The following is a 15,035-nucleotide window of genomic DNA, read 5'->3' as shown; positions in this document are numbered from 1 at the left end:
CGCCCACCGACACAGTCGACGGAGACGTGGTCAGGCGTCCTCGGCCAGCGTGACCGCCACCGTCGCACCGAGTTCGTACAACCGCTCCCGCGCACTCGCGTCGAGGGATCCGGTCAGTTCCAGGATCTCGGCGACCTGGGTGAGCGCCAGCCCGGTCACGATCTTCTGCACCGACTTCACGGCCCCGGCGGTGTCGTTGTTGCCGTGCACCCACAGACCGTAGGGGCGCCCGGCGACCGCGTCGAGGCATGGGTAGTAGACGGTGTCGAAGAAGTGCTTCAGCGCTCCGGACATGTAGCCGAAGTTGGCGGAGGTCCCGAACAGGAACCCGTCGGCCTCGAGGACGTCGGGAACGGTCGCGCCGAGTGCGGGGATCGACTTCACCTCGACACCGTCGATGTCGGGGTCCCGGGCGCCTGTCAGTACTGCTTCGAGGCACTCACGGGTCACCGGCGACGGCGTGTGGTGGACGACGAGTAGCGACTTCACAGTCGCCAGAGTACGACCGGCTCCGCGCCCTATCGGCCGGACCCGGCCTCCCGTTCGACGCGTTCGAGTTCCACGGCTCGTTTCATCGTTTCCCGGGCCCGGCCGCGGTCGCCGGCGTAGTCGTAGGCGCGCGCGAGCCGATACGAGTTCCGCCAGTTGTCCGGGTCTGCCTCCCACTCGGACTTGACCTGCTGGAACAGTGCGTCGGCCGCGTCCCGGTCGATGCGGCCCGACGGACGCTTCGGCAGATCGGTGACGTCCAGTTCGAGTCGCTCGTCCGCGATGCGGCGGGACAGATGCTGGTGCTGGAATCCGGCGCGGAGCGTGGCGTAGACGATCCAGGCGCCCAGGAACGGAAGGATCAGGACGCCGACGCCCAGGCCGATCGCCGCGGCCCCGCCGTCCTGGATCAGCGCGATGCCGCGCTGCCCGAGCAGGACGAAGTAGAACGCCAGCGCCGCGACCAGCAGTCCGATCGTGACGACGGTCTTGGTCGAGCCGTCTTTCACAGGTCGAGAAGGGGGTCGATACCGACGGTGAGACCGGGGCGGGAGCCGATCTCCCGCACACCGAGCAGGACGCCGGGGGCGAAGGAGTTGCGGTCGATCGAATCGTGGCGGATGGTCAGCGTCTCGCCCTGCGTGCCGAGGATGACCTCCTGATGCGCGACCAGACCTGCCAGCCGCACGGAATGCACCCGCACGCCGTCCACGTCGGCGCCGCGCGCACCGTCCAGTTCGGTGGTCGTGGCGTCGGGGCTCGGTCCGACGCCGGCCTTGCGGCGGGCCTCCGAGATGAGGGCCGCGGTCCGGTAGGCGGTGCCGGACGGCGCATCCGCCTTGTTGGGGTGATGCAACTCGATGACCTCGACGGAATCGAAGAATCGTGCTGCGGCTTCGGCGAAACGCATGGAGAGGACGGCGCCGATCGCGAAGTTGGGGGCGATCAGGACCCCGACCTCGGGGCGCTCCGTCACCCACGACCGCACGGCGTCGAGCCGGGTGTCGTCGAACCCGGTGGTGCCCACCACGGCGTGAATGCCGTTGGAGACGAGGAACTTCAGGTTGTCCATCACCACGTCGGGGTGGGTGAAGTCGACGACGACCTGGGTGCCGGCCTCGACGAACGACTCGAGCCGGTCGCCGTGATCGACCTCCGCGACCAGTTCGAGGTCCGGTGCCTGTTCCACCGCCTCGCAGATCGCCCGGCCGACCTTGCCCTTGGCCCCGAGAACCCCGACCCTGATGGGTGCTGCTGCGCTCACTTCTCCACGCTCCGTCCAGTTCCAACGATTCGCCCGAAAGCCTACGCAATCGCCGTGCGCCGGCCGCTGCGCAGGGGCGGGACGGGAGATCTGCGTCTCGTCCTCACGCGCGGCGAGTCTCGTATTCCGGGTGCCACTGCGGTGACCGGCCGAGCAGCGACAGGACGGTGTCGAAATCGGCGGTGCCGGCGCCGCCAGTCAGGCCGGGCGCGAACGCGGCGCCCGCGCGCAGCCGGTCCGCGCCGTCCGGCACGCGGCGGGCGATGGGGAGAACCACGCCCACCATGGCGGATTCGGGCGCGAAGTCCAGCCCGAGCGACCGCGCGACGTCCCACGAATGGACCACGTAGTCGAGGAAGTGAAACCCGACGGCGGTGGCCGCGGGGACCGGGAACTCGGTGCTGATCTCCGGCAACCAGAACTGCCGTTTTCCGACGCCGTCGCGGGCGAAGGCCTCTACGACGGTGTCCGCCGCCGCGCGATAGTCGGAGACTGGGTCCGCCGCCGCATGCGGCCGCCAACGCGACAGGTCGGGCCCGCTGCCCGCGGCCGCCGCGGCGAACCCCAGGTGCTGCACGGTCATGTGGGCCAGCAAGTCGCCGAGGGTCCACTGCGCGCACGGCGTCGCGCGCTGCAGGTCGCGGCTCGTCACGTGCGACACGATCGCCACACTCGTCTGCACGGCGCGGGCATCCCAGCGCCGGATCTCGTCCGCATCCACCGTCGGCACCTCCGGATCGAATTAATACGCTCCTGCTTATCATCTACTCGGTTAGATGATCGGTCAAGGTGTATTTTCTGCGGTATGCCGAGCCGCGACCCGACGAACGGACAGCCCGAGCGCACCCGCCCCGACCTCGCCGCGATGACGACCGCCCTGAACCGGTCGCTGGTGGCGGCGGAACTTCCCGTGCTCGCCGAGCACGGGCTGACCATGTGGGGCTACGTCGTGCTCCTCGCACTCGACGAGCACCCGGTGCGCACCCAGGCCGCCCTCGCGGAGGCGATCGGCGCCGACAAGACCCGGATCATCGGAGTGCTCGACGAACTGCAGGAGCGTGGTCTGATCGACCGGCAGCGCGATCCCGCGGACCGCCGGGCCCGGCTGCTGTCGCTGACCCCCGACGGGCATCGGGTGCGTGATTCCGCGCAGGCGGCGATCCGGCGTGGCGAGGAGCGACTCCTCGCCAGATTGCCGGAGCGCGAGCGCGCGGGCTTTCTGGCCGGACTGATCGCGTTGTCGGCACTGTCCGTCGAGGACGTCGCGGGACGCCCGGGCGACTCCCCCTGACGCAGACCCGCCTCATCCCCCGCGCAGCGTGTCCATGGCTTTGCCGATCCGGCGCTGCCGGTCAGTCGAACACGATGATCTGACGGATCGCCTTGCCGTCGGCGAGTTCGTCCATGCCGCGGTTGATGTCGTCGAGCGTGATGCGGGAGGAGATGAGTTTCTCCACGGGCAGCTTCCCGGAGCGCCACAGGGCTTCGTAGATGGGGATGTCCCGGGACGGCACCGCCGAGCCGAGGTAGCTGCCGATGATCGTGCGGGCCTCGGCCACCAGGGTGAGCGGGGAGATCGACGACTGCGCGTTCGGGGACGGCAGTCCTACGGTGATCGTCTTGCCGCCGGGAGCGGTTGCGCGAACGGCTGATTCGAAAGCGCGGGCGTTCCCCGCGGCCTCGATGACGATGGGCGCCCGGATGCCGGCTTCCTCGAGTTCCGCGGGGGTGTAGACCGCCGTCGCTCCGAGTTCGCGGGCAGTCTGCAGTTTCGCGGGCACGGCGTCGACACCGATGACCTCACCGGCGCCCCGGGACACGGCCGTCAGGATCGCGGCCATTCCCACGCCGCCGAGCCCGACGACCATCACGGCCTGGCCGGGACGCGGATCGCCGGCGTTGAGGACCGCGCCGCCGCCGGTGAGGACGGCGCATCCGAGCACGGCCGCCACGTCGGCGGGAACGTCGTCGCCGACCGGAACGACCGAGCGCCGGTTGACGACCGCGTGCGTCGCGAATCCGGACACCCCGAGGTGGTGGTGCACGCGGTCGTCGCCGCGGTGCAGTCGCGCTCCCCCGTCGAGCAGGGTTCCGTCGTTGTTGGCGCTGGTGCCGGGCACGCACGGCATGCGGCCGTCCGTGGCGCAGCCCTCACATTCCCCGCAGCGCGGGAGGAACGTCATCACCACGCGCTGCCCGACCGCAACGTCGTCGACACCCGCCCCGAGTTGCGTGATCCGTCCGGCCGCTTCGTGTCCGAGGAGCATCGGGACCGGGCGCACCCGGTTGCCGTCGACGACGGACAGATCGGAGTGGCACAGACCCGCGGCCTCGATCCGGACGAGAATCTCGCCCGCCCCGGGTTCGTCGAGGTCGAGTTCGGAAATCGAGATCGGCGCCGACTCGGCGAACGGGCGCGCTCTGCCGATCTCCTCGAGTACCGCTCCACGGATCTTCATCTCGGGCTGCTCCTGTCGGGGTGTTCGGCGAATCCTCGTTACCTGACGATGCCGCGCACCGAGGCCGGCAGGTCGCGTTTGCGGCGATACGGCCCGACGACGGCGGCGGCAAACGGACGCTGCAGCAGGACCCTCGCGACGTCGCGGACCTCGTCGGTGGTGACCGCGTCGATCTTGCCGAGGGTTTCGGTGATGCTGCGGTGATTGCCGTAGTTGAGCTCGCTCCGACCGATGCGGTGCATCCGGGAACCCGAATCCTCCAGTCCCAGAACCAGTCCGCCCCGCAGCGAGCCCTTGGCGCGGGCGCATTCGGCGTCGGTGATGCCCTCGGCGGCCACGTTCGACAGCACTTCGCGGATCACCGTGGTGACCTCGCCGAGGTTCTCGGGCTGGCACCCGGCGTAGATCGAGAACGCGCCCGTGTCGGAGAACGTGTCGATGCCCGAGTACACCGAATATGCCAGGCCGCGGATCTCCCGCACTTCCTGGAAGAGCCGGGAGCTGAGCCCGCCGCCGACGGCGGCGTTGAGCACCGACAGCGCCCAGCGGTGGGACTCGTGCCGCCCGAACGCGCGCACCCCGAGCGAGAGGTGGACCTGTTCGCTGTCCCGGTTGGTCAGGCTGAGTGCCGGCTCGGTGCGCAGGCGCAAGGTGCCGCCGCGGCGGGGAGCGGGTTCGGATGCCGATTCGAGGTGCCCGGCGAACGCGCGCCGCACCAACTCGACCGTGTGTTCGTGCTCCACGTTGCCGGCGACGGCGACCACCATGCGCTGCGGCGTGTAGCGCCGCACGTGGAACGAGTGGAGTTGGGTGCGGGTCATCGATTCGATGGATTCGACGCTGCCGATCACGGGCCTGCCGACGGGATGGTCGCCGTACAGTGCGGTGAGGAACGCGTCGCCGAGGAGGTCTTCCGGGTCGTCGTCGCGCATCGAGATCTCTTCGAGGACCACCTGGCGTTCGACGTCCACGTCGGAGGACCGGCAGCGGCCGCGTAGGACGACGTCACTGACGAGGTCGATGGCGAGCGGCAGGTCGTCGTCGAGCACGTGTGCGTAGAAGCAGGTGTGCTCCTTGGACGTGAAGGCGTTGAGCTCACCACCGACGCCGTCCATCACCTGCGCGATGTCGAGGGCGCTGCGCGACGGCGTGGCCTTGAACAGCAGATGTTCGAGGAAGTGCGCGGCCCCGGCGACGGTCGGTTGCTCGTCGCGTGATCCGACACCCACCCAGACGCCCACGGACGCGGATCGCACACCGGGAACGTATTCGGTGACCACCCGGAGCCCGCCGGGAAGCATGGTGCGCCGGACGCCGGCATCCGGCTCGTGCAGGGTCGGCGCTTGGGTGAGTGCGGCAGTGCGGCTGCGATCGATCTTGGCCATGTAGTGGTTCAGCGGTCCTCGAAAGCTGGGCGTCGTCGAACGGCAAACATTACACGCGGCCACCGACAGCCGTTCACCAGCCTCGACGAGGAGCGTGCGAGCCGAGGAGCTCTCCGTTTCGGGCGACGTCGCGGCTGCGGTACACGATGTAGGGGCGGAACAGATAGGCCACGGGAGCGCTGAAGGCGTGCACGAGCCGGGTGAACGGCCACAGCGCGAACAACACCAGAGCGATCGCGACGTGGACGTGGTAGGCGAGCGATGCCTGCGCCATGAGGTCGCCGCGGGGCTGCAGAATCCAGATCGACCGGAACCACGGCGATACCGTCTCGCGGTAGTTGCTCTCCTCGCCGGTGACACCGGATCCGAGCAGCGTGGTCGCCAGTCCGGCGACGATCGCGGCGAGCAGGACGGCGTACATCAGCTTGTCGTTCCAGGTGGTCGCCGTGAACACCGGACCGCGGGTGCGCCGCCGGTACACCAGGATCAGGGCGCCGGCCATGGTCGCCACCCCCGCGATCGCGCCGAGCACGAGGGCCTGGAGGTGATAGACGTGCTCGTTCATCCCGATCGCGTCGGTCCACGACTGGGGAATGACCAACCCGATGACGTGGCCCACGATCACGACGAGGATGCCGAAGTGGAACAGCGGGCTGCCGATCCGCAGCAACCGGCTCTCGTAGAGCTGCGAGGAGCGGGTGGTCCACCCGAACTTGTCGTACCGGTACCGCCACCACGTGCCGACCACGAAGATCGCCAGCGTGACGTACGGCACGATGTCCCAGAAGAGTTCACCGGCAGACATGTCAGGTCGCTCCTTCGCGGCGGGGTGGAACGGTCAGGGTGAAGGGCCCCAGCCCGACCGCCTCGGCGGGCGGCCCGGCCGCGGCGAGTTGCCGCGCCCGTGCCACGTCCCGGTCGGAGGCGGGCGGCAGGGTGCCGCACACCGCTGCGACGACGGCGGCGTACGGCGAACCCGTGTCGCCGAGCGCCGCCTGCAGCAGGTCGAGCGGAACGCGGTGCACCGACAGGAGTGCCGCACCCGCGGCGGCGTCGACGAGCGCGGCGAACTCGAGCACCACGATCAGGTGGTCGGCCGACTCGTCTTTCGGCGGTTCGACCCCGGCGCGGCGGTAGGTGTCGGCGAAGGCCAGGATCTCGCGGCCGCGGTTGCGGGTGTCGCCCGCCGTCCAGTACGTCAGATACGGCGTCGTGCGGCGGCGGAGGTCGAACGTCTCGACGTACTGCGCCGCGGCGACGTACGGGTCCGTCTCGTACAGGTAGCGGTGTGCCTGCGCGAGGAGCCTCCCGGAATCGGGCGTCAGGTGCCCGAGGATGTCGGCGACGACGCGGAGCCGCTCCTGCAGGCCGTCGTCCGGATACGAAAGCAGCAGTGCCGCCGCGTGCCACACCAGGCGATCGCGGGTGGCCCCGCGCCGACGGCGGAACAGTCCGGTCACGACCGATCGCTCCGTTCGGGGAACATGCCGGCGGGGGCGCCTTTGCCGTCCCAGTTCAGCAGGTTCACGCGGGACGGATGGCGTGCGCCCGCAGACATCTCGCCGGTGGTCTGCCGCTCGCGCAGCGCGTGGAACGTCTCGACCGCGACGGGGACCGGGCCGCCGCTGGCCTCACCGAAGGGACCGGACTCGTGCATGCCGGGGCCGCCCTCGAAGTCGAGTGCGCATTCCGTCGCCGTCTCCTCGAGACGGTGCCCGTCGGTGGCGTAGGCGGTGGGGATCACGTACCGCTCTTCGTATTTCGCAAGGGCCAGGAGCCGGTACATCTGGTAGATCTCTTCCTCCGTCATCCCGACCGCGGCGGGGATGTGGGCCTGGGGTTCGCGACCCAGGTTGATGTCGCGCATGTACGACCGCATGGCCGCGAGGCGGCACAGGACGCCGTCCACTACCTCGGTGTCGCCCGCGGTGAACAGTCCCGCCAGGTACTCGACCGGGATCCGCAACGATTCGAGCGCACCGAACAGGTTGCCGACGTCCTCGCCGTCGTGACCGTCGCGGCTGACCGCGTCGACGACGGGCGACAGCGGGGGCACGTACCAGACCATCGGCATCGTCCGGAATTCCGGATGCAGCGGAAGCGCGACCCGGCAGTCCTTGATCAGGGCGTGGACGGGTGAGTTCTGGGCCGCCTCGATCCATTCGTCCGAGATCCCTTCCGCCCGGGCGCCCTCCACGACGGCGGGGTCGCGGGGGTCGAGCAGCAGGTCGAGGTGCGCCTCGTACAGGTCCGTGTCGTGCTCCGCGGACGCCGCGGCCAGGACCTTGTCGACGTCGTAGAAGAGAAGCCCGATGTAGCGCAGCCGGCCGACGCACGTCTCCGCGCAGACGGTCGGCATTCCCACCTCGACGCGCGGATAGCAGAAGGTGCACTTCTCGGCCTTGCCGGTCTTGTGGTTGAAATACACCTTCTTGTAGGGGCATCCGGACACGCACATCCGCCAGCCCCGGCACTTGTCCTGATCGACGAGCACGATGCCGTCCTCGGACCGCTTGTACATCGCCCCCGACGGGCAGGAGGCGACGCAGGACGGGTTGAGGCAGTGCTCGCAGATGCGCGGCAGGTAGAACATGAACGTCTCTTCGAGCTCGAGCTTGACGGTGTCGCTCACCTTCTTCAGCACCGGATCGTCCGGAAGGATCTCGGGCGAACCCGCGAGGTCGTCGTCCCAGTTCGCCGACCACTCCACCTTCATCGGCCTGCCGCTGATCAGGCTGCGCGGGGCCGCGACGGGCATGTGCTCGCCGAGCGGGGCCCGGGTGAGATTCTCGTAGTCGTACGTCCAGGGTTCGTAGTAGTCGTCGATGGACGGCATCTTCGGGTTCGAGAAGATCCGCGAGAGCTTCTTCCACCGGCCGCCGTCACGCAGGCGCAGCCGTCCCCTGCCGTCCCGCACCCACCCGCCGCGCCACTTCTCCTGGTCCTCGTAGGTGCGCGGGTAGCCCTGGCCGGGACGGGTTTCGACGTTGTTGAACCACACGTACTCGGTGCCCGAGCGGTTGGTCCACGCCTGCTTGCACGTCACCGAACAGGTGTGGCAGCCGATGCACTTGTCGAGATTCATCACCATCGCGAGCTGAGCCATGACACGCATCAGTACGTCACCTCCTGCGAGCGACGGCGCACCACCGTCACCTCGTCGCGCTGGTTTCCGGTGGGACCGAGATAGTTGAACGCGAACGACGTCTGCGCGTAGCCGCCGGCCAGGTGGGACGGTTTGATCAGCAGCCGGGTCAGCGAATTGTGGATGCCCCCACGCTGTCCGGTGGTTTCGGTCAGTGGCACGTCGATGGTGCGTTCCTGCGCGTGGTAGACGTAGACGACGCCGTCCGGCATCCGGTGCGAGACGATCGCCCGGCACACCACCACCCCGTTGCGGTTGACCGCCTCGACCCAGTCGTTGTCGCGCACCTCGATCTTCGCGGCATCGTTCGGGCTCATCCACATGGTCGGCCCACCCCGCGACAGCGACAGCATGAACAGGTTGTCCTGGTACTCGGAGTGGATCGACCACTTCGAGTGCGGCGTCAGATAGCGCACGCTCAGCCCGATCCCGCCCTGTCGATCACCCACGGCGGGTTCGCCGAACAACCGGGCCATGTCGAGGGGCGGGCGGAAGATGGGGAGCTGCTCCCCCAGTTCCTCGATCCAATCGTGGTCGAGGAAGAAGTGCATGCGCCCGGTCAGCGTGTGGAACGGTTTCAGTTCCTCGATGTTCACCGTGAACGGCGCGTACCGGCGACCGCCGGTCTCACTCCCCGACCACTCGGGGCTGGTGATCACGGGAACGGGCCGGGCCTGCGTGTCCGCGAACGAGATCCGGCGCTCCTCGCTGCCCTCGGCCAGGTGCGCCAGCGGCCTGCCGGTGCGTTTCTCCAGTTCGCGGAATCCCTGGACGGCGAGTCTGCCGTTCGACGTCCCCGACAACGCGAGGATGGTCTCGGCCATTTTCTCGGCGGTGTCGAGCGCCGGACGGCCGGCGGCGACCCCCGAGTCGAGGACGCCGTGCCGGGCCGCGAGCTCACCGACCTCGCGGTCCGGATGCGTGGTGACGCCTTTCGTGGTGAGCCCCGCCTGCTCGACGAGGGGGCCCAGGGCAGCCCACTTCTCGGCGACGGCGGGGTAGTCCCGCTCGACCACCACCAGCGGTCCCATCGTCGCGCCCGGGACGGGTGTCTCGCCTCGTGCGCGCCAATCCTGTTCGCTCCCTCCGCGATACGCCATCGCACCCGGGGTGTCGTGCTGCAACGTGCCCATCACGACGTCGCGGCGCACACCGAGGTGCCGCCGCGCCAGCACACTGAACGTCCTCGCCACCGCTCCGAAAGCGTCGAAATCCGAACGCGTTTCCCACGGCGGGTCGATCGCCGCGGTGAAGGCGTGCAGATACGGGTGCATGTCGGTGCTCGACAGATCGGACTTCTCGTACCAGGTCGCGGCGGGCAGGACGACGTCCGAGAGCAGCGTGGTGGACGTCATCCGGAAGTCGATCGACATCAGCAGGTCGAGTTTGCCCTCGGGGATGTCGTCGCGCCACGTCACCTCGTTCGGACGCAGGTCCTCGGGTGCCGGCTGCGCCTGCAGATTCGACGACGTGCCGAGGAGATGCCGGAGAAAGTACTCGTTTCCCTTGCTCGACGAACCGAGCAGGTTCGCGCGCCACACGCTCAGCACCCGCGGCCAGTTCCGCGGGTCGTCGGGGTCGGTGACCGCGAATTTCAACTCCCCCGAGGCCAATCGGCTCGTGACGTGTTCCACGACGTCGCGGCCCTGCGCCGCCGCCTCGTCCGCGAGGTCGAGGCTGGAGCGGTCGAATTGGGGGTAGAACGGCGTCCATCCCATCGAGACGGCCGAGGTCATCACGTCCATCGTGTGCCGGTCGCGGAAGTTGCCGCGGCCCGTCGGGCTCGCGAGGGCGTCGGCGCGGTATCCGTCGTACCGCCACTGGTCGGTGTGGACGTACCAATATGACGTGCCCGCCATCTGACGCGGCGGGCGACTCCAGTCGGTGCCCATCGCGACCGTCGCCCATCCCGTGACGGGCCTGCACTTCTCCTGGCCGACGTAGTGCGCCCACCCGCCGCCGTTGCGGCCCATCGAACCGGTGAGCAGCAGCAAGCTCAGCACCGCCCGGTAAATCGCGTCGCCGTGGAACCACTGGCAGATCCCGGCGCCCATGATGATCATCGAACGCCCGCCCGAGTCGACGGCGTTGGTCGCGAACTCGCGGGCGATCCGGATCACCTGCGCCGCCGAGACACCGGTGATCGGTTCCTGCCAGGCCGGTGTGTACGGGGTGCTCGCATCGTCGAAGCCGCCGGGCCATTCACCGGGAAGCCCCGATCGGGGAACGCCGTACTGGGCGAGCAGGAGGTCGAAGACGGTGCACACCCGGTGGTCGCCGACCCGCCGGACCGGCACACCGCGCACCAGCGTCTCGCCGTGGCCGTCCGGGGTGTCGAACCGCGGCAGGTGCACGGCGGCGGTCTCGCCCTCTCCGCCGGGCGCGCCGACCGTCAGCGCGGGAACGACGTCACCGAGGTCCAGATTCCATTTCCCCACCCCCTCGTCGCCGTAACGGAATCCGAGGGAACCGTGCGGCACCACGACCTCGCCCGTCGCACCGTTCACCAGTACCGGTTTGAATGCGGCGTTCTCGCTCGACTCACCGAGATCGGCGGCGGTGAGGTTCTTTCCCGGGACGAGGCGGCCACCGCGTTCCTCGAGCGCGACGAGGAACGGCAGATCCGTGAACTGCCGCACGTAGTCGACGAAGAACGGTTCCCGCCTGGTCACGAAGAACTCCGACAGGATCACGTGACCCATCGCCATCGCCATCGCACCGTCGGTGCCGGCCGCGCAGGGCATCCACTCGTCGGCGAATTTCGTGTTGTCGGCGTAATCGGGGCTGACCGACACGACTTTCGCTCCGCGGTACCGCACCTCCGCCATCCAGTGGGCGTCGGGAGTACGGGTGACCGGGACGTTGGAACCCCACATCATCAGGTACGACGCGTCCCACCAGTCGCCGGATTCGGGAACGTCGGTCTGGTCCCCGAACACCTGCGGCGACGCGACCGGAAGGTCGGCGTACCAGTCGTAGAACGAGGTCATGACGCCGCCGAGAAGTTCGACGAACCGCGATCCCGCGGCGAACGACACCATCGACATCGCGGGGATCGGCGAGAACCCGGCGATCCGGTCCGGCCCGTATGTCTTGATCGCGTGCACGTGCGCCGCGGCAATCATCTCGGTGGCCTCGGCCCAGGTGACCCGAACGAGCCCGCCCTTGCCCCGGGCCTGCTGATACTTCCGGCGACGCGCGGGGTCGGCCTGGATGTCGGCCCACGCGTCCACCGGGTCACCGAGCCGCTCACGCGCCTCCCGGTACATCTCGACGAGCACCCCGGCGCGCGTAGGGATACCGCACCCGTGTCGGCGAATACGTGTACCAGGAGAACGCCGCACCGCGGGGGCAGCCGCGGGGTTCGTACTCGGGGCGGTCCGGGCCCACCGACGGATAATCGGTTTCCTGGGTCTCCCACGTGATGATCCCGTCCTTGACGTAGATCTTCCACGAACACGATCCGGTGCAGTTCACGCCGTGGGTGGAGCGCACCACCTTGTCGTGACTCCACCGGTCCCGGTAGAAGACGTCGCCCGCACGCCCGCCTTCCCGGGTGACGGTCCGCAGGTCGTCCGAGAACGCTCCCGGAGTGAAGAAGCGCCCTCCCCGGAGCAGCGCTTCCTCGGCGGGACCACCGGTGTGCGGAACGACCACGTCTACTCTCCTTCAGGCCGAGGGGGCCGGCGCCTGGAAGGTGATCACGGACCCCAGGTTCCCGACGCCGGATTCGGACACCTCGGGAAGTCCTGAACGCCCCCATCCATGGAACCGCAGTTGCCGCGGGATCGTGGCGAATCGGACAAACACCGGAATCGGGTGGATGCGCTCACCGGGTCAGCGCCGGGTGTCGCGTGAGCGCAGGTCCGTCGCCGCCACCACCGCGATGCGCTCGGTGCGCTGGCCCGTGCGGATCATCTCCCGCGCCTCCAGCATCCGCGTGCGGGATGCGAGCGCGGGACCGAACGGCACGTCCTCCGACGCCACCACGTCCACCCGCAGTCCCCGCTCCTCGAGCATCGCCCGCGTCTTCTCCACTCCGTTGAGCGTCGACTGGACGAGGAGCAGGGTGCCGCCGGGAGCGAGGAGCTCCGGGGTTTCGCTGCAGATCCGGTCGAGCACGGCCCGCCCGTCGACGCCGCCGTCCCAAGCTCGCGCGAGTACCCGCCCCGGCCTGCCGTCGTCGGTCGCGGGCGCGTAGGGCGGGTTGGCCACCACCACGTCGAAGCGAAGGGTCCGGACGGCGTCCACCAGGTCGCCCCGCACCACACGGATCGTCCGGCGGTTCAGTGTGGCGTTGAGCCACGTACTGATCGCCGCGCGGCGCGACACGTCGACCGCGGTCACCCAGCCGGCACCCGCCGCACACGCCTCGACACTCAACGCGCCTGTGCCACAGCAGAGATCGAGCACCCGGGTCCCCGGTCCGAGATCCCGGGCGGCCAGCACCTCGGCGAGCAGCCACGTGTCGCGCTGGGGCCGATACACCCCGGGTAGACGAACGAGCATGATCGGCTCCCTCCCTGGCCGTTCACTACAAGCGTGGCCAGTACCGCGAGTTACACGCAACTCGACACGGGTCAATTCACCCGTTGTTCACGTCCCACCGCCTCTGCACCGTCGGCCGGGGCAGAAACCGGGTACTCCTCCCCCGTGCCCCAGTCCTTCTCCGCTGATTCCGACGCCCCGGTGGACACCGTGTGGGCGCTCGTCGCTCGGCCCTCGCGCTGGCCCGAGTGGGCGCCGCACGTCCGCGGCGCGTGGGGACTCGGCTCCCCCGAGATCGAGGCCGGCAGGTGCGGCGCGGCACGACTGCTCTGGATCGTGCCCGTTCCCGCGTCCATCTCGGCCAAGACACCCGGCCGCTCGTGGACCTGGCGAGTGGGGCCGATCACGCTCGATCACCTCGTCGAGCCCCGCGGCACCGGTGCGCGGATCACGATGACGATGTCTGCGCCGGGACCTCTCGATTCGGTACTCGGCGTCACCTACGGCCCGGTCGTGCGGACCCTCGTCCGTCGACTCGCCCGCGTCGCGGCCGAACGCTAGCGGTCGCATCCGCGCCGGCTACGTGCAGAATTCCCACTCCCGGACTACGGGCGCCGCACATACAGGTCGCGTAGCAGCGCCACTTCGGCACCGTGGTGGATGACCTCGCGATTGATGTGCAACACCAGCGCCGCCATCGGGTAGTCCGCGAACGGTCCCTCGCTGGGCCCGCACGGCTGGGCGAGTCCGGTGGTTCCCAGGTTCCGCACGCCCTCGCACCAGGCGTCGTACTGCTCGTCGAGTTGAGTGAGCGCCTGCGCGGCGGTGCCGGCGTAGTCGAACGTCTGATAGTCCATGGGCGACCCGCCGAAGTGATTGCCGATCCGCATGCCGAAGACGCCGACGACGATGTGCCCGAGCCGCCACGCGATGGTCGTGATCGGGGGCGGGTCCGGCGCGGGAAACGCGAAATCGATGGTGAACTCGCCGCTGCCGGCCTGAACAGGGGCCTGCGAGCGACCTCTCGGACGCACACTCCAGCAGTCCGGAGCGGGCTCCCAGAAGTATTCCTCATCGGTCAGCCCCGCCAGCCGCGGGCGCAACTGATGGTCCCAGTGCCAGTTGAGCTGATCGGCGAGTTCGTGCGGCCAGTCCATTCGTGACTCTCCTCTCCCGGTCGCCGACCGGGGACGTCGACCTATCTCGAGACGTGCTATTCCACACCGTCCCGGATCCGGACACCCGGATGATTGGCCCGCAGATTCATCGCCGCCAGCGCGACCGTCCGTTCGATTCGCCGCTTCCTCGTGTCCGGCTTCTTCGCTGACGCTATCCACTCCAGTATCAACCGTGTCGAAGACGGCGGAAACTTCTCGAAGTTCGCGTGTGCAGCGTCGTTTCGCGCGAACGCTGCCCGCAGATCGCCGGGGACCACCGCGTCGTCGCCAGTTGCCGTGTTCTCCCACGTCCCCTTGGACTTGGCCAGGTCGATGGCGGCCTGACCGGCCGCGGTCATCAGGCCCTGCTCGATCATGCTCGCCGCGCGCTGCCGGTTCACCCGGCTCCAGGAACTGCGCGCGGTGCGGGGCGTGAAGCGCAGCCGCGAACTGTCCGCGTCGTGTGTCCGGTGCAGCCCGTCGATCCATCCGAAGCACAGCGCCTGCTCGATCGCCTCGTGATAGCGGACGCTCGGGGTCCCGCTGTCCTTGTGGTGGATGATCAGCCAGACCTCCTTCTCGGACCGGCCGTTCTCCGAGAGCCAGGCACGCCACTGAGCGGCCGTGCGAGCGAGAACGATGTCCATG

At 69.1% G+C, this 15,035-nt stretch carries 14 protein-coding genes and 1 pseudogene; 2 read left to right on the top strand and 13 right to left on the bottom strand.

Translation table 11 applies throughout. The features are described 5' to 3' along the window. Positions 1-30: 30 nt before the first annotated feature. From ROP_RS33400 to ROP_RS33385, 4 genes are all read right to left on the bottom strand, one after another. Positions 31-489 (bottom strand): flavodoxin family protein, encoded by a 459-nt coding sequence (locus ROP_RS33400; protein ID WP_015890412.1) that lies wholly within the window; start codon positions 487-489, stop codon positions 31-33. A gap of 29 nt (positions 490-518) precedes the next feature. Then, on the bottom strand, positions 519-998 hold the full coding sequence (locus ROP_RS33395; RefSeq protein WP_015890411.1) for a hypothetical protein: 480 nt from the start codon (positions 996-998) through the stop codon (positions 519-521). Beyond that, entirely contained in the window at positions 995-1,753 is a 759-nt protein-coding gene (dapB, locus tag ROP_RS33390; protein ID WP_015890410.1) for a 4-hydroxy-tetrahydrodipicolinate reductase, read from the bottom strand. The genes ROP_RS33395 and dapB overlap by 4 nt, the downstream gene beginning before the upstream one ends. A 103-nt stretch (positions 1,754-1,856) precedes the next feature. Beyond that, a complete protein-coding gene (locus ROP_RS33385) occupies positions 1,857-2,474 on the bottom strand; it encodes a TIGR03086 family metal-binding protein (RefSeq protein WP_043826934.1) in 618 nt (205 codons plus the stop codon). An 84-nt stretch (positions 2,475-2,558) separates the two neighbouring features. On the opposite strand from ROP_RS33385, the gene ROP_RS33380 reads away from it, so the two are divergent. After that, complete coding sequence (locus tag ROP_RS33380) at positions 2,559-3,044, top strand: MarR family winged helix-turn-helix transcriptional regulator (RefSeq protein ID WP_015890408.1); 486 nt, start codon at positions 2,559-2,561, stop codon at positions 3,042-3,044. 61 nt (positions 3,045-3,105) lie between these two features. Here ROP_RS33380 and ROP_RS33375 read toward each other — a convergent pair whose 3' ends face one another. From ROP_RS33375 to ROP_RS33345, 7 genes and pseudogenes are all read right to left on the bottom strand, one after another. Next, the gene (locus tag ROP_RS33375; RefSeq protein ID WP_015890407.1) at positions 3,106-4,212 is read right to left on the bottom strand and encodes an alcohol dehydrogenase catalytic domain-containing protein; all 1,107 of its coding nucleotides are present in this window, start codon (positions 4,210-4,212) and stop codon (positions 3,106-3,108) included. Positions 4,213-4,250: 38 nt separating this feature from the next. Continuing rightward, on the bottom strand, positions 4,251-5,597 hold the full coding sequence (locus ROP_RS33370) for a M16 family metallopeptidase (RefSeq protein ID WP_015890406.1): 1,347 nt from the start codon (positions 5,595-5,597) through the stop codon (positions 4,251-4,253). Positions 5,598-5,670: 73 nt separating this feature from the next. Next, the gene (gene narI / locus ROP_RS33365) at positions 5,671-6,402 is read right to left on the bottom strand and encodes a respiratory nitrate reductase subunit gamma (protein WP_015890405.1); all 732 of its coding nucleotides are present in this window, start codon (positions 6,400-6,402) and stop codon (positions 5,671-5,673) included. A 1-nt stretch (position 6,403) separates the two neighbouring features. Then, a complete protein-coding gene (gene narJ, locus ROP_RS33360) occupies positions 6,404-7,057 on the bottom strand; it encodes a nitrate reductase molybdenum cofactor assembly chaperone (RefSeq protein WP_015890404.1) in 654 nt (217 codons plus the stop codon). Then, positions 7,054-8,712, bottom strand: coding sequence for a nitrate reductase subunit beta (narH, locus tag ROP_RS33355; RefSeq protein ID WP_015890403.1), 1,659 nt, complete (start codon positions 8,710-8,712; stop codon positions 7,054-7,056). Before narH ends, narJ begins: the two co-directional genes overlap by 4 nt. Next, positions 8,712-12,399, bottom strand: a pseudogene (locus ROP_RS33350) (nitrate reductase subunit alpha). Before ROP_RS33350 ends, narH begins: the two are co-directional and overlap by 1 nt. 180 nt (positions 12,400-12,579) lie before the next feature. Then, positions 12,580-13,251 (bottom strand): HemK2/MTQ2 family protein methyltransferase, encoded by a 672-nt coding sequence (locus ROP_RS33345; RefSeq protein ID WP_015890400.1) that lies wholly within the window; start codon positions 13,249-13,251, stop codon positions 12,580-12,582. A gap of 144 nt (positions 13,252-13,395) precedes the next feature. Between ROP_RS33345 and ROP_RS33340 the strand changes: the two genes are divergently transcribed. Next, positions 13,396-13,791 (top strand): SRPBCC family protein, encoded by a 396-nt coding sequence (locus ROP_RS33340; RefSeq protein WP_043825866.1) that lies wholly within the window; start codon positions 13,396-13,398, stop codon positions 13,789-13,791. 44 nt (positions 13,792-13,835) lie between these two features. On the opposite strand, the gene ROP_RS33335 is transcribed toward ROP_RS33340, so the two are convergent. After that, positions 13,836-14,387, bottom strand: a complete 552-nt coding sequence (locus tag ROP_RS33335; RefSeq protein WP_015890398.1) for a DinB family protein — start codon at positions 14,385-14,387, stop codon at positions 13,836-13,838. 56 nt (positions 14,388-14,443) lie between these two features. Beyond that, positions 14,444-15,034 carry a YdeI/OmpD-associated family protein gene (locus ROP_RS33330; protein ID WP_015890397.1) on the bottom strand — a complete coding sequence of 197 codons (591 nt, stop codon included), beginning with the start codon at positions 15,032-15,034 and terminating at the stop codon, positions 14,444-14,446. Between the last annotated feature and the right edge of the window lies 1 nt (position 15,035).

Source organism: Rhodococcus opacus B4, from assembly GCF_000010805.1.
Classification (GTDB): Bacteria; Actinomycetota; Actinomycetes; order Mycobacteriales; family Mycobacteriaceae; genus Rhodococcus_F; species Rhodococcus_F opacus_C.
The sequence above is the reverse complement of the archived record's forward strand: the minus strand, read 5'-3'. Positions and strand labels throughout refer to the sequence as shown.

Coding starts and splice junctions, on each gene's coding strand:
- ROP_RS33375 (WP_015890407.1), bottom strand. CDS start 4,212: ATGAAGATCCGTGGAGCGGTACTCGAGGAGATCGGCAGAGCGCGCCCG.
- narI (WP_015890405.1), bottom strand. CDS start 6,402: ATGTCTGCCGGTGAACTCTTCTGGGACATCGTGCCGTACGTCACGCTG.
- narH (WP_015890403.1), bottom strand. CDS start 8,712: ATGCGTGTCATGGCTCAGCTCGCGATGGTGATGAATCTCGACAAGTGC.
- ROP_RS33330 (WP_015890397.1), bottom strand. CDS start 15,034: ATGGACATCGTTCTCGCTCGCACGGCCGCTCAGTGGCGTGCCTGGCTC.
- ROP_RS33380 (WP_015890408.1), top strand. CDS start 2,559: ATGCCGAGCCGCGACCCGACGAACGGACAGCCCGAGCGCACCCGCCCC.
- ROP_RS33335 (WP_015890398.1), bottom strand. CDS start 14,387: ATGGACTGGCCGCACGAACTCGCCGATCAGCTCAACTGGCACTGGGAC.
- ROP_RS33345 (WP_015890400.1), bottom strand. CDS start 13,251: ATGCTCGTTCGTCTACCCGGGGTGTATCGGCCCCAGCGCGACACGTGG.
- ROP_RS33370 (WP_015890406.1), bottom strand. CDS start 5,597: ATGGCCAAGATCGATCGCAGCCGCACTGCCGCACTCACCCAAGCGCCG.